Annotated in this window: 25 protein-coding genes; 9 read left to right on the top strand and 16 right to left on the bottom strand. The window is 44.5% G+C overall.

The window, feature by feature from the left end; translation table 11 throughout:
- Positions 1-72 precede the first annotated feature (72 nt).
- From G6047_RS05400 to G6047_RS05370, 7 genes are all read right to left on the bottom strand, one after another.
- Complete coding sequence (locus G6047_RS05400) at positions 73-1,023, bottom strand: bestrophin family protein (protein WP_169526469.1); 951 nt, start codon at positions 1,021-1,023, stop codon at positions 73-75.
- A gap of 17 nt (positions 1,024-1,040) precedes the next feature.
- On the bottom strand, positions 1,041-1,751 hold the full coding sequence (locus tag G6047_RS05395) for a hypothetical protein (protein ID WP_169526468.1): 711 nt from the start codon (positions 1,749-1,751) through the stop codon (positions 1,041-1,043).
- 74 nt (positions 1,752-1,825) lie between these two features.
- Positions 1,826-3,217 carry a HAMP domain-containing sensor histidine kinase gene (locus tag G6047_RS05390; protein ID WP_169526467.1) on the bottom strand — a complete coding sequence of 464 codons (1,392 nt, stop codon included), beginning with the start codon at positions 3,215-3,217 and terminating at the stop codon, positions 1,826-1,828.
- Positions 3,217-3,891, bottom strand: a complete 675-nt coding sequence (locus G6047_RS05385) for a response regulator transcription factor (protein ID WP_169526466.1) — start codon at positions 3,889-3,891, stop codon at positions 3,217-3,219. The genes G6047_RS05390 and G6047_RS05385 overlap by 1 nt, the downstream gene beginning before the upstream one ends.
- A gap of 170 nt (positions 3,892-4,061) precedes the next feature.
- A complete protein-coding gene (gene purT / locus G6047_RS05380; protein ID WP_169526465.1) occupies positions 4,062-5,405 on the bottom strand; it encodes a formate-dependent phosphoribosylglycinamide formyltransferase in 1,344 nt (447 codons plus the stop codon).
- A complete protein-coding gene (locus tag G6047_RS05375) occupies positions 5,344-6,531 on the bottom strand; it encodes a pyridoxal phosphate-dependent aminotransferase (RefSeq protein WP_169526464.1) in 1,188 nt (395 codons plus the stop codon). The genes purT and G6047_RS05375 overlap by 62 nt, the downstream gene beginning before the upstream one ends.
- 24 nt (positions 6,532-6,555) lie before the next feature.
- Positions 6,556-7,650, bottom strand: a complete 1,095-nt coding sequence (locus G6047_RS05370) for a fatty acid desaturase family protein (RefSeq protein WP_169526463.1) — start codon at positions 7,648-7,650, stop codon at positions 6,556-6,558.
- A gap of 91 nt (positions 7,651-7,741) precedes the next feature.
- Here G6047_RS05370 and rsmG point away from each other — a divergent pair, with 91 nt between their 5' ends.
- Entirely contained in the window at positions 7,742-8,368 is a 627-nt protein-coding gene (rsmG, locus tag G6047_RS05365; protein WP_169526462.1) for a 16S rRNA (guanine(527)-N(7))-methyltransferase RsmG, read from the top strand.
- 87 nt (positions 8,369-8,455) lie between these two features.
- Here rsmG and clpX read toward each other — a convergent pair whose 3' ends face one another.
- From clpX to G6047_RS05335, 6 genes are all read right to left on the bottom strand, one after another.
- A complete protein-coding gene (gene clpX / locus G6047_RS05360; protein WP_169526461.1) occupies positions 8,456-9,685 on the bottom strand; it encodes an ATP-dependent Clp protease ATP-binding subunit ClpX in 1,230 nt (409 codons plus the stop codon).
- 57 nt (positions 9,686-9,742) lie between these two features.
- On the bottom strand, positions 9,743-10,417 hold the full coding sequence (gene clpP / locus G6047_RS05355) for an ATP-dependent Clp endopeptidase proteolytic subunit ClpP (RefSeq protein WP_169526460.1): 675 nt from the start codon (positions 10,415-10,417) through the stop codon (positions 9,743-9,745).
- An 82-nt stretch (positions 10,418-10,499) separates the two neighbouring features.
- A complete protein-coding gene (gene tig, locus G6047_RS05350) occupies positions 10,500-11,825 on the bottom strand; it encodes a trigger factor (RefSeq protein ID WP_169526459.1) in 1,326 nt (441 codons plus the stop codon).
- A gap of 84 nt (positions 11,826-11,909) precedes the next feature.
- On the bottom strand, positions 11,910-12,248 hold the full coding sequence (locus G6047_RS05345; protein WP_169526458.1) for a phage holin family protein: 339 nt from the start codon (positions 12,246-12,248) through the stop codon (positions 11,910-11,912).
- A 14-nt stretch (positions 12,249-12,262) separates the two neighbouring features.
- Positions 12,263-13,030, bottom strand: a complete 768-nt coding sequence (locus G6047_RS05340; RefSeq protein WP_169526457.1) for an alpha/beta fold hydrolase — start codon at positions 13,028-13,030, stop codon at positions 12,263-12,265.
- 26 nt (positions 13,031-13,056) lie between these two features.
- Positions 13,057-13,770 carry a pyridoxine 5'-phosphate synthase gene (locus G6047_RS05335; RefSeq protein ID WP_169526456.1) on the bottom strand — a complete coding sequence of 238 codons (714 nt, stop codon included), beginning with the start codon at positions 13,768-13,770 and terminating at the stop codon, positions 13,057-13,059.
- 96 nt (positions 13,771-13,866) lie between these two features.
- Between G6047_RS05335 and G6047_RS05330 the strand changes: the two genes are divergently transcribed.
- From G6047_RS05330 to murI, 8 genes are all read left to right on the top strand, one after another.
- Positions 13,867-14,526, top strand: coding sequence for a CBS domain-containing protein (locus tag G6047_RS05330; RefSeq protein WP_169526455.1), 660 nt, complete (start codon positions 13,867-13,869; stop codon positions 14,524-14,526).
- A 179-nt stretch (positions 14,527-14,705) separates the two neighbouring features.
- On the top strand, positions 14,706-15,590 hold the full coding sequence (locus G6047_RS05325) for an NAD kinase (protein WP_169526454.1): 885 nt from the start codon (positions 14,706-14,708) through the stop codon (positions 15,588-15,590).
- Positions 15,591-15,733: 143 nt separating this feature from the next.
- Positions 15,734-16,423, top strand: a complete 690-nt coding sequence (gene porG, locus G6047_RS05320) for a type IX secretion system protein PorG (protein WP_169526453.1) — start codon at positions 15,734-15,736, stop codon at positions 16,421-16,423.
- Positions 16,423-17,163 (top strand): isoprenyl transferase, encoded by a 741-nt coding sequence (locus G6047_RS05315; RefSeq protein ID WP_169526452.1) that lies wholly within the window; start codon positions 16,423-16,425, stop codon positions 17,161-17,163. Before porG ends, G6047_RS05315 begins: the two co-directional genes overlap by 1 nt.
- Before the next feature lie 7 nt (positions 17,164-17,170).
- Positions 17,171-19,813 carry a BamA/OMP85 family outer membrane protein gene (locus G6047_RS05310; protein ID WP_169526451.1) on the top strand — a complete coding sequence of 881 codons (2,643 nt, stop codon included), beginning with the start codon at positions 17,171-17,173 and terminating at the stop codon, positions 19,811-19,813.
- A 38-nt stretch (positions 19,814-19,851) separates the two neighbouring features.
- Positions 19,852-20,928 (top strand): OmpH family outer membrane protein, encoded by a 1,077-nt coding sequence (locus G6047_RS05305; protein ID WP_169526450.1) that lies wholly within the window; start codon positions 19,852-19,854, stop codon positions 20,926-20,928.
- A gap of 22 nt (positions 20,929-20,950) precedes the next feature.
- Entirely contained in the window at positions 20,951-21,451 is a 501-nt protein-coding gene (locus G6047_RS05300; RefSeq protein WP_169526449.1) for an OmpH family outer membrane protein, read from the top strand.
- A gap of 63 nt (positions 21,452-21,514) precedes the next feature.
- Complete coding sequence (gene murI / locus G6047_RS05295; RefSeq protein WP_169526448.1) at positions 21,515-22,288, top strand: glutamate racemase; 774 nt, start codon at positions 21,515-21,517, stop codon at positions 22,286-22,288.
- Here murI and G6047_RS05290 read toward each other — a convergent pair whose 3' ends face one another.
- From G6047_RS05290 to G6047_RS05280, 3 genes are all read right to left on the bottom strand, one after another.
- Positions 22,289-22,801 (bottom strand): gamma carbonic anhydrase family protein, encoded by a 513-nt coding sequence (locus G6047_RS05290; RefSeq protein WP_169526447.1) that lies wholly within the window; start codon positions 22,799-22,801, stop codon positions 22,289-22,291.
- Between the two features lie 37 nt (positions 22,802-22,838).
- On the bottom strand, positions 22,839-23,834 hold the full coding sequence (locus G6047_RS05285; RefSeq protein ID WP_169526446.1) for a PorP/SprF family type IX secretion system membrane protein: 996 nt from the start codon (positions 23,832-23,834) through the stop codon (positions 22,839-22,841).
- Between the two features lie 6 nt (positions 23,835-23,840).
- The coding region (locus G6047_RS05280; protein WP_169526445.1) for a T9SS type B sorting domain-containing protein at positions 23,841-24,160 on the bottom strand (320 nt) is incomplete at its 5' end.

The raw sequence follows: 24,160 nt of genomic DNA, 5'->3' as shown, positions 1-24,160 counted from the left end.
CTTTTTTTGGCAAACCACCTTATAAAAACAAAGAACCCGGACAATGCCGGGTTCTTTAACCAACCAACGGTTTTATAGAACAAAATAAACATTCTTGACATTCGCAGCGGCCAGGGGACTTGGAACCGGCTTGGGAAGTTCGCGCTCGTATTCCTCGCGGAATTCATTGACCATTTCGAGCAGGTTCTTTTCTATGTTGTGGGAAATCACCGTCATTGGCGTATCTGTCGGACGGCTTTCGAACGGATCCTGCAAATGGATCGCCATCTTCTCGATGAGGAAGAACGCCGCACCAATGGTAGAGGTCACCGGAATCACGAGCCATCCTAAATCCTGTATCATTCCAAAAGGCAACAACATAATAAAAAGACACAATGTGAAACGGATGTACATGCTGTACGTAGTCGGGAAAATCGTGTTCTTGATACGCTCACATTTCCCCATCGAATCACAAAGGCGCGTCAGGGTGTTATCGACTTCTACCTGTTGGAACGTATTGAGTTTTCCCCTATTCGTAGCCCTGGCCAATTCGCGTCCGTGCAATAGCAGCAGTGCGTTTGGAATGTGCCGGTGACGTTTGACGAACTGCATTTCTTCATCGTCGAGCAAATTCCGTATTGGCTTCAGGCTTTCTTTTCCTCTGAGTGTATTGGCAAGGCTGTAGCACCATGCGGCTTGTCTTTTGGCGAATTTTTCCTTGAAACGGATGGCTTCATCAGAAAAATCGTCTTCTTTATAAAACGCGATGACCTGTCGTATCAGCGATCGGGAGTCGTTTACGATTCCGCCCCATACGATACGTGCTTCCCACCAACGATCATAGGCCTGGTTCGATTTAAAGGCCAACAATAGTGATATGATGGTTCCTACGATTCCCGGAATCGCGATAGGAATGGTCAACGGAACGGCTTCGTAAAAGTGATGTATGAGCCAGAAAGCGGTGGAATAGATAACGACGAGTGCAAGTTCGATGCGTATTTTCCCAAGTACATATTGCATTGGGATTCTTTTTTTAAGTAGCATAAATTCAGGATTTAGGGTTATATGGCATTTTCATAGACAGATAGAACAGAGAGACCGAATGATTCCGGAAAGGCAGCATCATTTTTCCGGCGTCCTGTTTTTTCCGTGCGTCGGGTGTGTATCAGAACATCAATATCTCTTAAGTCGATGGTTTCAGACAGCAATTGTCTCAGGCTTTGCTCTTCGGAACTGATATTGGCCTGGCTGACGATTTGTATGGGAAGCTTTCGGTTAATCTGAAGCTGTAATTCGTGTACGGGTAATTGTCCGAGGCCATTTTCGATCAACAGCGCTTTTCGCAATTCCGGAGTCGCCGTTTCCGAAAGTTGTAAAATGGGAAGTTTGCTTAATGAAAGCCACTTGACACAACTCGTATGGGTCGATTGTGTTGAATTCGCATAAGAGGCTGGAATGATGACAAGGCCGGTTTCCATAGCCTGGAGTAAATTGCGCAGCAACGGACCCGAAAGCGAATACTGTGTATGGAATTTTAGTGAAAAGCCCGATTTCCTTGCCACATCGCGGCAATCGTCAAGAACCGATAATTGGCTTGCTGTCAATTCATGGCGCATGCTCCTTAAAAGTGCGGAGGCAGATTCCGAGGTTGGGGCATCGGCTGTAAGCAACAACATGATTTCCGTTCCGGTTCCGGAGGCGCTGCAAATGGCGGTGCGGACTGCGATTTCTGTATCTGGCGATAAATGGGTCGGGATGAGTATATTTTTCATGATGTCCATTTTTTAGTACATCACAAAACAACCTATCTCAAATTAGAGCAAACTTAAAGCACCATTAGAATTTCCTAAGAAACCACATTAGAATTTCTAATCTGTTTCCTGGTAAAGACAATCTGGGCCATTGTCCCTTTTTCCTGCTCGGACTGGATCTGGAGTTCGCCTCCATGCATACGGATGATTTTTGAAGCAAGGGGCAATCCGAGGCCATAACCTGTATATTTTGCGGCTTTTTTTCCGCGGAAGAACGGTTCGTATAAATGGGGCAAATCTTCGGCGGGGATTCCGATGCCGATGTCGGTTATACGAATTTTGATGGTTGTAGCATCGGCAGTCAATTCTACGAAAACCACTTCATTGTCGGAATATTTGACCCCATTCGAAATGATGTTGGCCAATGCCAGTTCAAGCAGCGGACGATTGCACGGTAACAAAAGCAATTCTTCATTCTCCGGCAGATGGTCAAGGCGCAGGCTAATTTTATTTTCGGGATAGATCTTGTCCAGATGATCCTTTACGGTTTCCAGCAATTCGTCCATCCGCGACACATCCAGAACTTGTTTGTTGCCGTCGTAACCGGTCTGTGTCAGTTTCAAAAGGCTTTCGGTGAGGTTGCCCAAACGTGCGGCCTGTGAATGGATGTTGTGGAGCGATTCTTCGTATTCGGCGATTGAACGCGGTTTGAGCAGCATGATTTCAGATTCTGCTATAATCGTAGTAATCGGCGTCTTGAGTTCATGTGAGGCGTTATTGATAAAATTAGCCTGTATTTCGAACGATGTTTCCAACCGGTCGAGCATATCGTTGAACGTCCGGGTCAGGCCGGCCACTTCGTCTTCGTCGCTGGTTTCCTCAAGGCGTTTGTGCAGGTTCGAAGCGGTAATCCGATTGGCTTCTTTCGTGATCCGTGCCATCGGGTTGAGCACGCGTCCGGCAAAAAACCGGCCCAGGAAATAAGCAAGCCCAATGAAAAGGATACACCCAATGATAAAAATCCGGATGATATATTGCGTTGTCGTGTCACCCCGTCGGTCACGCGCGGTAATGACTACTATGTATTTCGATTGTGCCGATTCGAATTGCTGACCGTAATAGTAGCGGCTGGTTTCGGTTTCTACCCAGCTTGAATCCGTCGCAAGTATTTCTTTATAGAATTCGGGTGGCAGATGCAGTTTCGGGTCGTATTGGAACGTTCCGTTTTCATGTACCGGAAGCACGAAATCATCTTCGTCTATGAGTTCTTCAAGGCCGTTGGTTTTTAGGTTGCGGTAATAAGCTGCCTTTTGCGGGTCATTCTGGTCGTGGATGGAAGCCACGATCTTCGCCCGGTCCTTAAGTCGTTTGATAAAATAATACTGGTTGTTCTGACGGAAAAGAATCACTACGATAACGCAAAGCAGCAACGTACTGAAGAACGAAAGGATTACATACGTAAAAGCGATTTTCTTGCGTAGCTTCATCAGGGTTTCAGCGTATAGCCCAAACCTTTGACGGTATGGATGAGCGGTTCTTTGTAGGGCTTGTCGATTTTTTTACGCAGGTAATTGATGTAGACATCGACCACATTGGTATTCATGTCAAAGTTGATGTCCCACACGTTGTCGAGTATTTGTTCACGGCTGACTACATTGTTCCGGTGTTTTGCCAGAAAATGCAACAGGCGGAATTCTTTGGCGGTCAAAGAAATGGAATCATCGCCCCGCTTGACTTTTTTGGTGCGGTTGTCAATAAACAAATCATCGATTACAATAGTGTCGGGCTGATGGTTTTCAATGGATGACCGGCGCACCAATGCATTGACGCGGGCTTCGAGTTCCGAAAAACGAAACGGTTTGACCATATAATCATCGGCTCCTGAATCAAGGCCGTTGACGACATTTTCCGTACTTCCGAGAGCAGTTAATAAAATGACAGGGACAAAGTTTTTGTTTTTACGCAGGTCACGACATATGGCGATTCCGTTTCCGTCCGGAAGCATCACGTCAAGGATGACCGCGTCAAAGGTGTGCTGGCTGAGTAACGAAAGTGCCGTGGTCGCATCGAGGGCAGCACTTACATCGTGGTTCTTCTCACTGAATCCTTTGCGGATAATGGCGAGCAATTGCGGTTCATCTTCAACGATTAGTAACTTCATAAAAACGGGTCGAACATCAAAAATAGAGATTGAAATCAAAAAATTTCGCTAAAACTGGGTTATTCAGTCAATTATTGTTGATTTCTCAGTGGTTTGGGAATCAAATTTTACGGAAACAAAAAAACCCCGCCAATTTTAGCGAGGTCATTATAAAAATAAAGCGGTTGCGATTATGGATGTACCGAAACCAGAGCAGCCGCAGCTTTTGCTTTTTCGACCAGTTCAGTGACCGGGGTTTCAGGGCTGTCGCTGACCAATGCAACGCCCATCCTTCTATACGGACGCGACGTCGGTTTTCCGAACAGGCGGAAATCTGTTTTGGGTAAAGCGGCAAGTCCCGCAATTCCGGAAAATGTTGGGTTTTGTGAGTTTTCAGACGCCAGTATCACGGCACTTGCGCCCGCTTTTTCAAGTCGTATCTCAAAAATAGGAAGGCTCAGGATGGCGCGCAGGTGCAATTCGAATTCATTGAAATTCTGTGTTCCGCCAAGTGTCACCATTCCGGTATCGTGCGGACGAGGGGAAAGTTCCGAGAAATACACGCCGTCATCGGCCAAAAAGAATTCGACTCCGAATATTCCGGCACCACTAAGTGCTTCGGTAACTTTTTCGGCCATGTCCTGTGCTTCATACAGGTCTTTGTCCGACACCAAAGCGGGTTGCCAGCTTTCCTGGTAATCACCGCGTTCCTGACGGTGGCCGATAGGTGAGCAGAACAATGTCGGACCGTTATTTTGGGTCACGGTCAGCAACGTAATCTCTGAATTGAACTTTACGAATGCTTCTACAATGACTTCCACAACATCTCCACGTGAACCTTCGACTGCGTATTTCCACGCCTTCTCAATGTCTTCTTCAGATTTTATAGTCGATTGGCCTTTGCCTGAGGAAGACATCAATGGTTTTACGACGCATGGAATGCCGACTTCAGAGACGGCTTTCTGCAATTCTTCGGATGAAGTCGCGTATCTGTAATTTGCGGTTTTAAGTCCGAGTTCTTTGGCCGCAAGATCACGAATCGCCTTTCGGTTCATGGTAAAGTTCGCCGCTTTGGCCGATGGGACAACCGTGATTCCCTGTTTTTCATAGTCGTAAAAACGTTCGGTACGGATGGCTTCAATTTCCGGAACGATAAAGTCCGGGTTGTGTTTGGCGACGATGCGGTCCAGTTCGGAACCATCGAGCATATTGATGACTTCAAAGCCGTGTGCGACCTGCATGGCCGGTGCATTTTCGTATGAATCGACGGCAATTACTTTCTGGCCGATACGTTGGGCGGCGATGACGAATTCTTTTCCGAGTTCACCTGAACCGAGAAGAAGTATTTTCTTTTGCATGGATGTTTGTCTTTTGTTGATTCGTTTATTTGAATCGATGGATTTTTGGCCGGAGCATGAGGTAAATCCGAAATAATTAAAATAAAAAAGCCCCGATAATTCGAGGCCGTATTGTTTAGGCCAGGGCCTCTTTGATTTGTGTGAATGCTTTGACGAGTTGTTCCTCGCTTGTTGCATAAGACAGCCTGATGCAGTTCGGGTTGCCAAAAGCATCACCGGTTACACAGGCCACGTTCGCTTCTGCCAAGAGATACATTGACAAATCATCGGCGTTCCTGATTTCTTTTCCGCGAAGCGTTTTTCCAAAGAACGAAGAAACATCCGGGAATGCATAGAAAGCTCCGTCCGGAACATTGATTTTCAAGCCCGGGATATCTTTGATCATGTTTATTACAAGGTCGCGGCGGGATTTAAAGGCTGAAACCATATCGTTTAAAACAGATGGATCGGCATCAACGGCAGTGATCGTTGCACGTTGGGCAATTGAATTCGCGCCGGACGTAACCTGGCCCTGCATTTTAGTACAGGCTTTGGCAATGAATTCAGGTGCGCCAATGTATCCGATTCTCCAGCCGGTCATGGCGAATGCTTTCGCGACTCCGTTTACGGTTATGGTCCTGTCAAACATTCCCGGGATTGAAGCGATGGAGCAGAATGTTCCGGAGAAGTTGATGTGTTCGTAGATTTCGTCCGAAACCACAAAAATATTCGGGTGTTTTTCAAGTACGGCGGCCAATGCGGTCAGTTCTTCACGACTGTATACGGAGCCGCTTGGGTTGCATGGAGAAGAATACCATACCATTTTGGTTTTTGGCGTAATGGCTTTTTCGAGTTGTTCGGCTGTGATCTTGAAATCTGATTCTACAGATGTCGGCACTTCGACAGGAATTCCGCCAGCCATCTTGACGATTTCGAAATAAGAAACCCAATATGGTGCAGGCAAAATGACTTCATCCCCATCATTGAGCATGACTTGTGCGATATTGTAGAGCGATTGTTTCGCGCCTGTAGAAACTACAATGTTCGCTGGTTTGTAATCCAGGTCGTTATCTCGTTTGAATTTGCGGCAGATAGCGTCTTTCAATTCCGCATATCCGTCAACAGGCGAATAGGTGCTGTAATTTTCGTCTATCGCTTTTTTTGCCGCTTCTTTGATGAAATCAGGCGTATTAAAATCTGGTTCGCCAAGGCTAAGGCTTATGATATCTTTTCCCTGAGCCTTTAATTCGCGGGCCAATGCAGCCATGGCGAGGGTTTGGGAAGTGGAAAGTTGGTTGATTCTGTCTGAAAGGAATTCGCTCATATGTGGTGTTGGATTGTTTTAATGTCAGGCCAGGCTGGGTTTGGTACCGAGTTCTTTCAAATGGCGAAAATGTGCCGCGATGGCCGAACGCATGGTGCGGAATTCATGGTACGGCAGGTTGCATTCCTGGGCTGTTTGTTTGACGATGCGTCCGATTTTGCCGTAATGGACATGGCTGATGTTCGGGAAGATATGATGTTCGATCTGATGGTTCAAACCGCCGGTGAACCAGTTGACTATTTTGTTGCGCGGTGCAAAATTGGCTGTCGTGTACAATTGATGGATAGCCCAAGTGTTGGCCAAGGCGCCGTTGTCGTCGGGAACGGGATTATCGGTTTCCTCGACAATATGGGCCAATTGGAATACGATGCTTAGGATCAATCCGGCGACATAGTGCATCACGAAAAACCCGATGAGGACTTTCCACCACGCAAGACCCAAAACCATCGGTACGACCAACCAAATGGAGAAATAAATCGCTTTTGTGATAAGCAATGTTGTCCATTGAAATACCGGGCTTTTGAATTTTCCATATGATAGTTTTCGCTTCAGATAACGTTTCATCTGACGGAAATCTGTCGTAATCGCCCAATTGAACGTCAATAAACCGTAAAGGAAAACAGAATAATAATGTTGGAATTTGTGGAATCTTCTCCATTCTGCATCTTTGGAAAACCGAATGATGCGACCTGCTTCGAGATCTTCATCGTGGCCGTGGACGTTGGTATAGGTATGATGCAAAACGTTGTGCTGCACCTGCCAGTTATAAACGTTTCCAGCCAGGACATAGATGGTTCCGCCCATGAATTTATTGACCCACGATTTTGACGAATACGATCCGTGGTTTCCGTCGTGCATAACGTTCATCCCAATTCCGGCCATCCCAATTCCCATGACTATAGATAACAGCAAATGTGCCCAGAAAGGCAAATCAAGTGAAAGGATCAGGAAATAAGGCGCTAAGAAAATAGCGAAAAGAATGGCTGTTTTCAGGTAGATTTGCCAGTTGCCCGTTTTCCGGAGGTTGTTTTCGCGGAAATAGGTATTGACCTTGGAATTCAGTGTCCTGAAGAATTTGGTCTGATCCTGGGTCGAAAATGTCGGGAGATTCTGTGTCATAACGAAAATAGCTTGGCAAAGGTAATTAATTAATAGGCGGTCAAAAAGTAATGAACGCGGATTTTATGCCTGTAATATGTACTTTTGCCAAATGGACGAAATCATTCACTATTTTCCGGAAATTTCTGATATGCAGAGACACCAATTTGCACTGCTGTCAAAGGTTTACGCCGATTGGAACTCAAAAATAAACGTGATTTCACGAAAGGACATAGATGAGCTTTACACCCGTCACGTATTGCATTCATTGGCTATTGCGAAGATCCAGCCTTTTTTGCCAGGAGCTTCCGTTTTGGATGTCGGGACAGGCGGCGGCTTTCCGGGAATTCCGTTGGCGATTTTGTTTCCTGAGACTGATTTTTACCTGATAGATGTGATCGGGAAAAAGATAAAAGTAGTTCAGGCCGTAGCTGATGAGCTCGGATTAAAGAATGTTCGTACAGCTCAGATGAGGGCGGAAAATGTAGACGAGAACTTTGATTTTATCGTCAGTCGTGCCGTAACCAATATGCCTGATTTCGTGACTTGGGTGAGAGGAAAAGTTAAAAAAGAATCGAAGCACGAACTCCAAAATGGAATCCTCTATCTAAAAGGCGGAGATTTGACCGAAGAACTCAGCATATTCCAGAAAACGGTATTGTATGATATTCCGGAATTCTTTAAAGAGGAATTCTTTGAGACTAAAAAAGTCGTCTATTTGCCGTTGAAATACAAATAATCCCTTACTTATTTTTACAAACTGACCCCAAAAGTCAAGCACCTTTGGGGTCAATTCAATAAATTTATTTTTCTATCGACAAACTCTTTAAGACGCTATTTCAAGTCGTTTAAGCAAGTTTTTGTTAAGCCGCTCGTACGCATATTCCTTATCGATGACCAGCAATTTCTCGTCGGTTGCAGGAAGTTCATACATGGCATCGGTCAAAATCGCTTCGCATAAGGAACGAAGTCCGCGGGCACCCAATTTGTATTCGAGCGCTTTTTCCACAATGAAATCAAGAGCTTCGTCTTCAATCCTGAAATCGACTCCGTCCATGGAGAACAACTTTGCGTATTGTTTGATCAGGGCGTTTTTCGGTTCGGTCAGAATGGCCCTGAGCGTTTCGGCATCAAGCGGATCCATATGAGTCAATACCGGCAAACGACCAATGATTTCAGGAATCAGACCGAAATCGCGTATGTCTTTCGGGATGATGTATTGCAGCAGGTTGTCTTTATCGATTTTGGTCGAATTTTTAGTCGTATAACCTACAACCTGGCGATTCAGACGTTTGGAAATTAATTTTTCCACACCATCGAAGGCACCTCCGGCAATAAACAAAATGTTTTGCGTATTGACTTCGACGAACTTCTGGTCCGGATGCTTTCGCCCACCTTTTGGCGGAACATTGACAACCGTTCCTTCGAGAAGCTTGAGCAATGCCTGTTGTACGCCTTCACCGGAAACATCACGGGTTATGGAAGGATTATCACTCTTACGGGCAATCTTATCGATTTCATCAATGAAGACGATTCCGCGTTCGGCTTTGGCCACATCGTAATCGGCGGCTTGCAATAGACGGGTCAGAATGCTTTCGACATCTTCACCAACATAACCGGCCTCCGTAAGTACCGTGGCATCGACAATCGCCAACGGAACGTCAAGCATACGGGCAATGGTTTTGGCCACCAACGTCTTTCCGGTTCCGGTTTGGCCGACCATGATGATGTTGCTCTTTTCGATTTCGACATCGTCGCTTCCTGCAGGCTGCATCAATCGTTTGTAATGATTGTAAACCGCCACCGACATCACCTTTTTGGTCTGATCCTGCCCGATCACATATTCGTCGAGGAACGCACGTATCTCATGCGGTTTCTTTAAAACAAGGTCTGTCGAGAGTTTGGATTGTCCGCTCGATTTGAGCTCTTCCATCACAATCCCGTGCGCCTGTTCGATGCATTTGTCGCAAATGTGCGCGTTGATTCCGGCAATCAGCAGGTTGGTTTCGGGTTTTTTCCGTCCGCAGAAGGAACAATCTAAAATTTCTTTCGCCATGGCATCAGAAGAAAATTCCCGGCTTTGGTTAGTCCGGGAATTCGAGTTTGTTTTTAATTAGGACTTGCGAAGTACTTCGTCAATCATTCCGTACTCTTTGGCTTCTTCGGCCTTCATCCAGTAATCGCGCTCGCTGTCTTTGTGGACGCGGTCATACGATTGTCCTGAATGATCGGAAATGATCTTATACAGTTCTTCTTTCAATTTTAGCATTTCACGCAGGTTGATTTCCATATCGGTAGCAACACCTTGTGCGCCGCCTGAAGGTTGGTGGATCATGACACGTGAATGTGGCAAAGCCGAACGTTTTCCGGCAGCACCGGCACAAAGCAATACAGCACCCATCGAGGCAGCCATGCCTGTACAAATCGTAGCCACATCCGGCCCGATGAATTGCATGGTATCATAAATCCCAAGACCTGCATAAACGCTTCCGCCCGGAGAATTGATATAGATTTGGACGTCTTTTGACGAATCGACGCTCGCCAGAAACAGCAACTGCGCCTGTACGATGTTCGCGATCTGGTCGTCGATCCCCGTTCCAAGGAAAATGATGCGATCCATCATCAGACGCGAGAAAACATCGAGCTGTGAAATGTTCAGCGGACGTTCCTCAATGATGTAAGGCGTCAGGTTTGTCGGTGTCATCGCACCGACGATTTTATCGTAATACATGGAGTTCACCCCGTGTTGTTTGGTGGCAAACTTTTTAAATTCTTTACCGTAGTTCATGTTGTGTAAAAGATTTGCTTAAAAATTAAGAGGCGCCAAGCAAAAAGTTTGGCGCCTCAAAGATACTGTTTTTTTAATCCGCTTATTCGCCGTAGCTGGCTTTAACGAACTCTTCGTAAGAAACTTCTTTCGTCTTGGCTTTTACCTTTTCTTTGAACAGATTCAACATTTTTTCGCTCATCACCTGCTCGCTCAAACGCTTGATTTCGTCCTGGTTCTGAAGCACTCGCGCAACAATATTATTCACGTCTTCTTCTGTCGGATCAAGTTGTCCGAACTGCGCCATTTGCTTGCGGATCATCGTCGCTGTATAATCTTTGAGATCGTCGAACGTAATCTGAAGTCCGTTTCCGGTGATGATCTTGCCTTCGATCAATTGGTAACGAAGACCATTTTCTGAACGGCTGTATTCTTCTTCTGCCTGTTCAGCGGTAAGCGCTTTTTCACCTGCCGTCTGGATCCATTTTTTAAGGAAAGTCGATGGAAGGTCGAATTTGGTATCGGAGATCAACGATTCGGTTACGTCGTTCAAAAACTTCTGGTCGGCTTGCTGTGCGAATTGCTTCTCTGCATCTTGCTTTATTTGAGCTTTCAGGTCTTCCAGGCTGGAAACTTTTCCTTCTCCAAAAAGCTTTCCGAACAATTCTTCATTCAATTCAGCCGGTTCAGTCGCCGTTACTTCTTCGATTTTGAAATCGACATCGATGTCAAGTCCGTGAACCTGATCATGATCGAGTTTGAGGTAATCCATCAGTTTGTGATCGTCATCGAACAAACCTTTCGTATTTACAGTTACGATATCACCGACTTTTTTCCCGATGAATTTCGCAGCTTCTTTCTTGTTTTTGAAAACGTCAAGACTGAAACGCGCCGGGCTGTCGATTCCTTTTTCTTCGTTAAGGAATGTTCCGGAGAGATCGTCACCTTCGGCTACTTCGTCTTTCTGGATCATTTTACCGTATTGCTTGCGGATGCGTAGTACTTGATCGTCAAGCAACTTCTCATCGGCAACTACTTTATATTGTGTCAGATTTTTGACGGTAGATAAATCGACATCGAATGAAGGCGCAAAACCAAGTTCGAACTCGAAGCTTATATCGTCTTTGTCCAGATCAAGGTCTTCTTTGACAACCGGAAGCGGATTTCCGAGGATTTCGAGCTTTTCGTCCTGCATGTATTTGTTCAGGCTTTGTTGCAAAACTTTATTGAGTTCTTCGAGTTTTACAGCTTTCCCGTATTGCTTTTTGATCAGGCTCATTGGAACGGTTCCTTTGCGGAAACCGGGAATATTTGCAGTCTTGCGGTAATTCGTCAATACTTTTTCAACTTCGCCTTCGTAATCAGATTTATTGAGTTCAATGGTTACGATGGCATTCAGTGCATCGACATTATTTCTTGTGATATTCATATCAGGTACATTGTAAAATTGGTCGGCAAAATTAGTCTTTTTTTGCCTGCGTTACAAGTGAAGGAAAGTATAAAATTTTGATACTTAATCTTTACTGAATGAAAACAGTATCGATTGGAAAACAGAAAGGATGATACTGAAAAGCAAAGCCGTAAGAAACGACGACACATCGAACCCGCCGACAATGTAATCGCAAAGCATTATCACCAGTGCATTGATCACCAAAAGGAACAATCCAAGCGTAAAAATCGTCACCGGCAATGTAAATAAAACCAGTATCGGCTTGACGAACAAATTCAAAAGCGCCAATACGACGGCAACGATCAACGCCGTCACGAATCCGTCGACATGCACGCCTGGTAAAAAATACGAAATGCCCATAACGAGCAACGCGGTTACAATAAGTCTCAAGAGTAAATTCATAAATAACTATTTTATTATTGTTTCAGAAAAAGCAACGTGCTTTGCAGGAAAGCGGCAGGTTGTTCGGCATGGAGCCAGTGACCTGCATCTTTTAAAGTTACGATAATTGCTTTGGGGAATTGCTTTTTTATATCGTCAATGTCTTCATCTTTGATATAATTGGAATTGGCGCCGCGAAGGAACAACGTCGGCTTATCGAAAATGACATTTTCCGGCAACGCTTCACCGATATTTTCAATTTCTTTTGTCAGCACCGGAAGATTGAACCTGAAATCCAGTTGCCCAGGTTCCTTCCAATACAAATTCTTGGCGAGGAACTGAACGGTTCCGGCATCATCAACATAGGTTTTCAGTTGCTCTTCAACTTGCGAACGCGATGGTTTTTGAGAGAAATCAATCGAATTCAAACCGGCGAGAATATCCTGATGGTGCTGACGGTAATATTTAGGCCCGATGTCCGCAATAATCAACTTCTGTACAAGATCAGGATTCCGGGTCGCGAGCAACATAGCGATTTTCCCGCCCATAGAATGCCCAATCACATCAACCGATGCCAATTGATGATCGCTGCAATATTCGAGCACATCGTCAACCATTACTTTATAATTGGATTCGTCGGAATGACCGCTTTTTCCGTGGTTCCGCATATCGATGGCATGGACTTCATAACCTTCTTCCGCATATTGTCCGGCGAACGTTTTCCAGTTGTCGGACGAACCAAGGAATCCGTGGATGATCAAAAGCGGCTGGCCGGAACCTTCTATTCTTGAATTTAGTTTCACGAAAAACTATTTTTTATTGGTATTTTTTATTTCAGGCGTTGCAGATACATCTGTACCGCATTTTCCAAACCAAGATAAAGCGACTCGGCAATCAAAGCGTGCCCAATTGAAACTTCAAGCAAATTCGGGATGCTGTTCTTAAAGAAGCTCAGATTGTCGAGGCTCAAATCATGGCCGGCATTGATCCCAAGGCCGAGTTCATGTGCTTTATGTGCAGCGGCGACATAAGACAAAATCCCGTCTTCGTTTCCGCCTGCGTATTCCGTCGCATAAGATTCGGTGTATAGCTCTATACGGTCTGTTCCGGTTTCGGCGGCACCTTCTACATATTCGATTATCGGATCGACAAAAATGGAAGTCCGGATTCCGTTGCGTTTGAATTCCGAGATGATTTCAGACAGGAAACTTCTATTGGCTTTTGTGTCCCAGCCGGCGTTCGACGTGATCGCATCATCTGCATCGGGAACCAAAGTCACCTGATGCGGCTTGACTTCAAGTACCAGATCGATGAATTTTTGGGCCGGATTTCCTTCGATATTAAGTTCCGTTTTTACCACCGCTTTCAAATCGCGCGCATCCTGATACCTGATATGTCGTTCGTCCGGACGCGGATGGATGGTGATTCCTTGTGCGCCGAAACGCTCTATATCGGCAGCCGCCTTTAACAAATCGGGCACATTTCCGCCTCTTGCATTTCGCAGGGTCGCGATCTTATTGATGTTTACGCTGAGCTTCGTCATGAGTGTCGCTAAAGATTATCTTACAAAAATACAAAGTAAAGCCACGGCCTTTGTTGCAAAATTTGATTAATTTGCAATCGTTATGAAAGAGACAAAATGAGCGATGTTACCCAATATCTGAACAATGACTTTCGGGCGATAGACAGTTCCGAAACACTTTCATCGGTAAAAGATTTTTTCGCCGATGGCCATTTTACGCATTTTCCGGTTACTGAAAACGATATTTACATAGGTTCGATCGGTGCCGACGATGCCGATACTTTTGAAGACGACAAACAATTATCGCATTACAGATACGCCTTGGAAGGATTTTTTGCCCGGACGAATATGTTCTGGCTCGACGTTCTGGAACTTTTTGCCATCAACGCAACCAATGTGATTCCGGTTCTGGATGAATCGAATAAATACGTTGGCTATTATGAAATGGCCGATATTGTCCGATTGTTCAACGAAACACCTTTTTTGAAAGAGCAAGGCGGAATCATCGTGGTTGAAAAAGGCGTCGCCGATTATTCCATCGGGCAGATTACCCAAATCGTGGAAAGCAACAATGGGAAAATCCTCGGATTGTTTATTTCTGAATCGACTGTCGATACGGTTCAGGTGACGATTAAAATCGCGATTGGCGGCATCAATGAAATCATCCAGACGTTCCGTCGATACGATTATGAGATTATTTCGGAACATCAGGAAGATAATTATTTGAGGAACTTGAAGGATCGTTCGGATTATTTGGATAAGTATTTAAATATTTAGTCCGGAAAGTTTTTGGTCCGAAAAGTCCGAAAAGTCGGGAATGTCAGAAAAGACCGAAAGACCGGTAGAAAAAGAAGATTAAAAATAAGACAACCTATGGCTGGAAAAATTAATACAGCTCTAACTTTTAGATCTTTTCGGACATTCCCGACTTTTCGGACTTTCCCGACTCCAAACACATGAAAGTAGCCATCTACGGACAATATTACCAAAATTCCACCGAGCCTATCATTAAGGATATCTTTGTTTTCTTCAACAAGAACAATGTAGACCTGTATATCGAATCGAATTTCCTCAAGATTCTTTACGACAAGGAAATCGTCAAAAAGGAATACAAGACCTTTTCATCCCACGAAGAACTCGACAATTCTTTTGACATCCTGATAAGTATCGGTGGGGACGGAACCATACTTCGCGCAGCCACTTTAGTCCGCGATTCCGGAATACCGATTTTGGGAATCAACGCCGGACGACTTGGGTTCCTGGCAAGCGTCCAGAAAGACCATATCGAAGACTTCATGCAATTCGTGATCGACAAGAATTACAGTTTGTCTCCACGGACTTTGCTCAGCCTTGAAGTGGAACCTGAAATAGCAGATGTCAAAGCGATAAATTTCGCGATGAACGAGATTTCAGTCAGCCGAAAAGACACGACTTCAATGATCACGATAGAAACCTGGCTCAACGGCGAATACTTAAATTCGTATTGGGCAGACGGACTCATCATTGCAACGCCTACTGGATCGACCGGTTATTCATTGAGCTGTGGCGGCCCGATTCTGACGCCGGACGCCGGAAGCCTTGTCATTACGCCAATCGCACCACACAACCTGAACGCCCGTCCGTTGGTGATTCCGGACAATACCGAAATCCGACTCAGGGTTACGGGCCGTGAAGAACAATACCTGGTTTCATTGGATTCGAGGATTGCATCGGTCCCAAATGAATCTGTGCTGACCATCAGGAAAACACCTTTCCAGATCAACATGGCAGAAATTCCGGGTGAGACTTTCCTCAAAACACTGCGTAAAAAACTGCTTTGGGGCGAAGACAAAAGAAATTAGCCAATTTAACTTGCATTCATACTAAGTCCACAGCCCTGCCGTTTTGGTTTGGGGCCGATTAATTTTGTGCCTGGCTGAGATTTCTGATTTAACTTCCCTCAGGCTTACCATTATTGTTATATTTGCACGCTATTTTAAACCCGATGACGAAACGGTTTTTTTTATTGCTTTCCTTGTTCTGCCTCAATGCGGTATCTGCCCAGATTTATGAAATCGGAATTTTCGCAGGCGCCAGTAATTACATAGGCGATGTTGGGGCAACAACGTACATCCGTCCAAACGAACCTGCATTCGGGGCTTTATTCAAATGGAACCGGAGCCCGCGCCATTCATGGCGAATTTCCTACACACAAACGACTCTTAGCGCAGATGACCGCGATTCTGATACCCAAGCCCGCCAACAACGCGGCCTGAAGTTCAAGAACGATATGAAAGAACTATCTTTGGGGCTTGAATTTGATTTTTTCGACTTCAACCTGCACGATGGGAAAAAGAAACTCACGCCATATGTGTATTCCGGATTAAGCGCGATGATGTACAACGAAATGTATTACGACGGCATAGACAACAATGCAAAATCTGATGGAAATGGTTTTTCTATGGCCATCCCGATGATTGTCGGCATCAAGACCAATGTCGCCGATCATTTCGTAATTGGCCTTGAAGCAGGAGCACGCTGGACTTTCACCGATAACATTGACGGCAGCGCCCCGAAAAACGAAACTGCATCGGTGCAAAAATTCGGGAATATAAATAATAAGGACTGGTATATGTTCACTGGCCTTACCTTAACTTATACGTTCGGCAACAAGCCTTGCTATTGCGCCCAGTGATGGATTTACTTTCGCAAATACAACCGGAAAAACTTCCGCAACATCTCGCCATTATTATGGATGGCAACGGCCGATGGGCCAAACAACAGGGAATGCTGAGGGCTTTCGGACATGAAAACGGGACCAAATCTGTAAGAAGGACTGTCGAAGCCTGCGCAAGGCTCGGAATACCCAACCTGACCCTTTACGCTTTTTCCACCGAAAACTGGAACCGCCCTAAACTTGAAGTGGATATGCTGATGAAATTGCTCATCGGCGCACTTAAAAAGGAACTCAAGACATTGACCCAAAACGACATTAAATTAAATGCGATTGGCAATCTCGACACACTTCCCGCTAAAGTAAAAAAAGAACTTTCGGACGTTATGGAAAAGACTTCCGGCAATAAGAGAATGACGCTTACACTGGCACTCAGTTATGGTTCCAGGGAAGAACTAACCCGCGCCATCCGTGAGATTTCGGCCTTAGTTAAAAATAATATAATTTCAACAGGCAGTATTGATGAATCGATTATTAATCAGCATCTTTACACGCAAAATTTACCGGACGTCGACCTGCTGATACGTACCAGCGGCGAGCATCGGATCAGTAATTTCCTGCTTTGGCAAATCGCTTATGCAGAACTTTATTTCACCGATGTATTATGGCCAGATTTCAAGGAGGAAGACTTGTATCAAGCTATTATCAGCTATCAGACCAGAGAGCGAAGATTCGGTAAGACCAGCGAACAAATAAAATAATTTCTTAGTGTTACAAAGTACCTTTCGGCTAGTTCTGACCCTTCTGTTTTTTTCTTTTTTCTCCCAACTGAGCGCGCAGGACAGGCTGCCTTTTGACCAAGGCCGCAAATATTTTTTGGCCGATGTCAATGTAACGGGCAAGATTTCGTTCAACCAGGCGACCGTTGTTACGTTTGCCGGATTGCAGAAAGGACAGGAAATTACGGTTCCAGGAGAACAAATCAGCAACGCAATCAAAAAACTGGGAAAGCTCGGCTTGTTCAGCGATATCGATTTTTACGTCGACAAGATCGAACAGGACTCTATCTGGCTCGAACTCAACATCAACGAACTTCCAAAACTAAACGAAGTCAAAATAACCGGTGTCAAAAAGAGTAAAGTCGAAGGTCTCATCAAAGATACAGGTCTTACGAAAGGTAAAGTCGTAAACGAAAACCTGGTCACGACGACCCGAAATTACATTGAAAACAAATATCGCAAAGACGGTTTTTACAATACTAAGGTAAACATCAATACCGTCGCCGCCGATTCAACGGGCGGAAGCACCGTGAATATGGTCGTTGCGATTGATAAAGGCAAGAAAATCAAGGTTCGCAGCATTGAATTCGAAGGCAATGAGAAGTTTACGGATGGAAAACTTCGCGGGGCCATGAAAAATACCAAGCGCAAAAGTTTCTTCCGCGTTTGGAAAGCCTCCAAATTCATCCCTGAAAAATATAAGGAAGACCTTACCAAGATTGTAGACAAATACAAAGAAAAAGGATATCGCGATGCACGTGTAGTCTATGATTCGGTCAAATTCGACTCCAAACGCAAAGACATAAACATTGACATCAAGCTTGAAGAAGGGCGCAAATATTACTTCGGAGACATCAAATTCCTTGGAAATACGGTCTATTCCAACCAACAATTGCAGAGTTTGCTCGGCGTAAAAAAGGGCGACGTCTACAATGGTGTCCTCTTGGAAAAACGAATTGCCGACAAGACCAACCCAGACAGTGAAGACATCACCAACTTATACCAGAACAACGGTTATCTGTTCTCTTCGATAAACGCAGTGGAAGTCCGCACAGCCAATGATACCATCGATTTTGAGATACGGATTATCGAAGGCCCGGTTGCCTACTTCAACAAAATTTCGGTAATCGGTAACGACAAGACGCACGATGAAGTCATCTATCGGGAATTACGTACCAAGCCGGGACAGAAGTACAGCAAAGAGGAAATTGTGCGTTCGGTGCGTGAAATCGGGGCACTTGGTTTCTTTGATCCGGAGACGATCCGTCCGGAACTTAAAAATGTAGATCCATCGGCTGGAACTGTAGATGTGGAATGGAACCTGACCGAAAAGGGTTCGAGCCAGATTGAACTGCAAGGCGGTTATGGCGGCGGTGGTTTCATCGGGACACTCGGTTTGTCTTTCAACAACTTCTCGATGCGAAATATCTTCAAAAAAGATGCATATAAGCCGCTTCCGATGGGTGACGGCCAGAAAGTATCGCTAAGGCTTCAGGGGAGTTCGTACTTCCAGACTTATAGTGCGTCGTTTTCAGAGCCTTGGTTCGGAGGCCGCAAACCGGTTCAGTTCAGCGCCTCGGTTTCCCACTCCAAACAGTTCTTGTATTCTTACGGAACGGGTAGCGCTAATGTGGACAGAAGCAAAAGTTTCAATATTACTTCACTCTCAGTTGGTATTGCCAAACGCCTTAGTGTGCCTGACGACTCCTTCGTGCTCTCTCATAGCGTAAGTTTCCAGTATTACGATTTGAACAATTACAATACGGGATTGTTCACCTTCGGAAATGGATCTTCGCGAAACCTTGCGTATACCATTGGACTTAGTCGTAATAATAAAGGGGTGAACCCAATTTTCCCGACTTACGGATCTGAATTTAGCGTAACGGCTAAACTGACGCCTCCGTACTCGATGTTCAACAAAATTGATTATGCACATTTAGGGGATTTGCCAGATTATAAAACGACAAATGATACAGGATCCGGTTATTTTGGAACCGATGGTGTTTGGGTGGCTCCGGGAGATTATATCACTTCTACAGGCGTCAAGGCGAATAGCGTTGATGAAGCCGCGGTAGACCAGTCAAAAGTAGACCAGAAAAAGTTTAACTGGCTGGAATACTATAAAATAAAATTCAAAGCCGATTGGTATACCAAAATTTATGGTAAATTAGTCCTCCGTACATTAGGGGAATTCGGTTTCCTTGGTGCGTATAACAGTAACAGGGGACTTGTTCCTTTTGAGCGTTTCTTTTTGGGCGGGGATGGATTGGCCAACTTTGCACTTGACGGACGTGAGGTTATCCAATTGCGTGGGTATCCGAACCAATCGCTATCTAATACAGATGGAGGAACAATCTATAACAAGTTCTCGTTAGAATTGCGTTATCCGGTCACAATGGCTGCATCTGCCTCGATATTTGTACTTACATTTGCCGAAGCCGGAGCGTCTTATGACAATTTTCAGGAATATAATCCGTTTGCGTTAAAACGCTCCGCCGGATTTGGTCTGCGGGTTTTCATGCCTGCGTTCGGATTGTTGGGAATTGATTTCGGACACGGATTCGACCCGCTACCAGGCCAGACAGTTAAGAATGGCTGGGAGACGCATTTTATTATCGGTCAACAATTTTAAGTATAGTTGATACGATATTTATCAAGCAATTTTTGTCTATGAAAAGAATATTGTTTTTATTATTTACCCTTGGTTTTTTTGCAACAGAAGCGAATAGCCAGGGTCGGGGCATCAAAATCGGTTATATAGATATGGAGTATATTCTCCAGAACGTCCCTGATTTTGCCCAGGCCAATAATGAACTCGAACAAAAAGCCCAGAAATGGAAGCAGGAAATCGAGACCAAAAAGAACGATATCGCCAAATTAAAAGACGGGCTTAAAACCGAGCGTGTCTTACTCACCAAAGAACTTATAGAAGAACGCGAAGAAGAAATCGCTTTCCAGGAAAAAGAGTTGCTTGATTATCAGCAAAAGCGTTTCGGCCCGACCGGCGACCTTGTCACACAAAAATCAGTATTGATCAAACCAATACAGGATCAGGTTTTTACTGCAGCCCAGGATATTGCTGATGCCAAAAAATATGATTTCATTTTCGACAAGTCTTCCGATTTGACCATGCTTTTCGCCGCAAAAAAATACGATATAAGCGATCAGGTAGTGCGTTCATTGACACGTGCAAGCCGCCGCGAACAAATGTCGAAAAAACAGCTTAAAGAAGAAGCCGCCAAAGAAGCCAAAGAAGACATGATTGACGAAAATCCTGCACTTCAGGAGCGTCAGAAAGTCTTGGACGAGAAAAAGGCTGCGCGTGAAAAGCTAATGGCCGACAGAAAAGCCGCTGCCGATGCGAAACGCCAGGAAGCTGCAGACAAACGTGAGCAGCAAAAGGCAGAAAGGGAAGCTAAGAAAAACGGAACAGCAGTTCCGCCAACAACTCCACCCGCCAGTCCGGAAGCTACCGAGGGAGCAAAATCTGAAGATAAAACCGAGAAACCAGCTGCAGCTGCCAAGACTGCTCCTTCTGAAACAACCGAAGCAACAACCCCGGCTCAGGACGCCAAGAAAAAATCTGCTGAAGAACGTGCACAAATTTTGGAGGATCGCCGCAAAGCCTTAGAAGAGAAGCGTAAAAAGGCTATAGAAGACAGAGAAGCCGCAAAAAAAGCAAAACAGCAAAAAGCAGCGGAAGCAAAAGAAACAACCGAAACACAAAAAGACACCATTAAAAATTAAAACCCTTTAAATACAATTGAAAATGAAACAGTTAAAAGTTCTGCTAATTTCGGCGATAGTAGTTTTGATGGCACAGGCCGCGACAGCGCAAGCCAAGGTTGCCCATGTTGATGTAGCTGATATTATGCAGAAAATGCCGGCAATGGTAGATGCGCAAAAACAACTCGCAAAACTTGGGGAAACCTATGACGCCGGATACAAAACATTGGTCGATGAGTATCAGGCAAAAATCAAGAAATACGATCAGGAAGCTGCAACAGTAACCGATGCAATCAACGACGAACGTTCAAAAGAAGTTCAGGAAATGCAAAAGCGCATCGTTGACTACCGCGACAACGCACAAAAAGAATTACAGAAAAAAGAGTCTGATCTTGTAAAACCAATAATGGACAAGGTTAAGGCATCTATTGAGAAAGTCGGTAAAGCCAAAGGTTTCCAATATGTCCTTAACGCTGCAGATTTACTTTTAGCTGATGGTCCGAACATTACGGCTGACGTAAAAAAAGACCTTGGTTTCCAATAAGAAATAATCATCATTACTTCCGGAACTGCCTCCCAAAAAGAGGCAGTTTTTTTATATTTGCCTATGACCAACAACAATCCGGTAGGCTTTTTCGATTCTGGCGTCGGTGGAATTTCTATCTGGATGGAATTCCATAACCTGCTGCCGAACGAAAGTTCGATTTACCTGGCAGATAGCAAAAACGCACCTTATGGTCAAAAAACAAAGAACGAGATCATTGCGTTAAGCAAAAAAAACACTGAATTCCTTCTAAGACAAAACTGTAAATTGATTGTTGTGGCTTGCAATACGGCAACTACGAATGCCATTGCAGAACTTCGGGACGAATATGATATTTCATTCATTGGGATTGAGCCTGCCATCAAACCCGCCGCATTAGGCTCACAGACGCACACAATAGGCGTCCTGGCCACCAAAGGAACGTTAAGCAGCGAATTGTTCAGCAAGGCCGTGGAAACCTATTCAAATACCAAAATCATCGAACAGGTAGGATTCGATCTGGTCCGATTGATCGAGCAAGGCCAGATGCATTCCGAACGAATGTCTGAACTGCTATATTCTTACATGGAACCTATGATTCGGGAAAATGTAGATTATCTGGTATTGGGCTGTACACACTACCCGTTTCTGATACCTCAGATAAAGAAACTACTACCGGATCATGTGCGTATTATAGATTCAGGGGAAGCCGTGGCAAAAAGGACATATCGTATTTTGGAATCGGTAGGTTTTTCAGACAATCCAAAGCCAATCAACAGCTTTTACACAAACGGCAATCCTGACGTTTTACAACAATTGATCGGCGATTCATTTAAAGCTGAAATCCGCGACTTTTAATCATTCACGGAACCAACTCGCATACATCACGTAATTATTGGATATACGTCCTATTTCCCCTGCAAAATCAGACTGGTCGATATCCTTTACTTTCTTCGCAGGAACGCCCGCATAAATACTTCCGGATTCCACAATGGTATTTTGAGTGACGACGGCTCCGGCAGCTATGATGGAATTGCTGTTTATGATACAATTATCCATAATTATCGCCCCCATTCCAATCAGCACATTGTCATGTAACGTACACCCATGTACAATGGCGTTGTGTCCTATTGAGACATTGTTTCCTATCACAGTCGGATGTTTCTGATACGTACAATGAATAATCGCACCATCCTGGATATTAACTTTATTGCCGATTTTGATAAAATGGACATCGCCACGAATGACAGCATTGAACCACACACTACATTCTGTTCCTAAAACCACATCCCCAACAATTGTAGCATTTTCTGCAACAAAACAATCCTGCGGTATGCTTGGGAATTTTCCGTTTACTGCTTTGATTATCATATAAAAAATAGTCCCGGTGTTATTCCGGGACTTGTTATTAGTTTACTGCTGGACAGTTACAGTGATATTTTTCACGTTTACACAGGAAGTTGAATCCGAGGGTAAGTTGATGATAGCCTCCTTCTGCAAACTTAATTTTTCCGGCGATGTGCGAATACGTATAGGCGAACATGAAGTTCCCGACGTTGATTCCCACTAAAGGAGAAATTGACTGATAGTATTGTTCAGAGGTTGTATTCCCATCACGGAATTCAGCACCATCAAAACTTCTTCTGTAAGATACACCACCCCAAAGACGACCGAAGTCAAGGTTTTTATAAACTTTCAGGTTGACGTCGATGCTTTTTTCCGCAGTTTGGTCGGTGTATTGAAATAATACCGATGGTTCCCACAACAATCTCTCTTCATCTCCAAAAGTATAACCTAAGCTCAAGAGAAATCTGCGAATGTTGTCAGATTCATAAGCCGAATAAATTTCACGACGCGTTTCCAAAACATTCTTCGCCGTAAAATGTGCATAAAAATCAAGATAGTTATATGACGCTCCAATATCGACATTGATATAAGAATCCTTTTGTACGATTCCACCAATGTTGGGATCAAAATCACCCGATTCGATAAAATCCGTTTCATCAAGTGAACTTTGGATAAGACCTACGTTCACACCGAATGACAACTGATTCAAATCTACCGCATCCCTTGAAAACATGATGTGGTGGGCATAACTGAATTTAATACCGGTTTGATAGTGATATCCGTTACGGTCATTAAAAACTATCGCACCAATACCTTCATGTTCGCCTACCGGGGCATTGATGCTGAGAGTCTGCAATGATGGTGCATCCTTTTCTCCGAACCATTGCTGGCGGCCTGTCAAACGCACTTTAGCGCAATTCGCAGCACCCGCCATAGATGGATGGATCAAATAATAGTTATCTGTCAAGTAATCGGAATATACGGCAATTCCTTCCTGAGCAAATGATAATTGTGTTAGCAGTAATAGGCCAAATAAATACCGTTTTTTTAGATTCATGGGGGTTTATCGTTTTAATGCAAAATGTGCTTTAAACTCCTTCTCTACCCCATTTTCCGTATAGATGACATTAAACCAGTAATCAGTTGAAGGCACTTGATGCCCATTATATGTACCGTCCCAGCCATCTCCCGGAGCATGGATTTGCTTAAGGAGTTTTCCATAGCGGTCAAATATATAAATTTTTGGGCTTGCCTGAGCGGTTGGCCAACTAATATTCCACGTATCGTGTATTCCGTCCCCGTTCGGAGTGAAATAATGCGGGTAATCGATGATGAATACATCGGGTATGACGATCTCGTCGCAATAGCCCACCACGCGTACGC

The sequence above is a fragment of the Flavobacterium silvaticum genome (assembly GCF_012911565.1).
Taxonomy (GTDB): domain Bacteria; phylum Bacteroidota; class Bacteroidia; order Flavobacteriales; family Flavobacteriaceae; genus Flavobacterium; species Flavobacterium silvaticum.
Note: the sequence above shows the minus strand (reverse complement) of the source record. Positions and strands in the feature narration are given on the sequence as shown.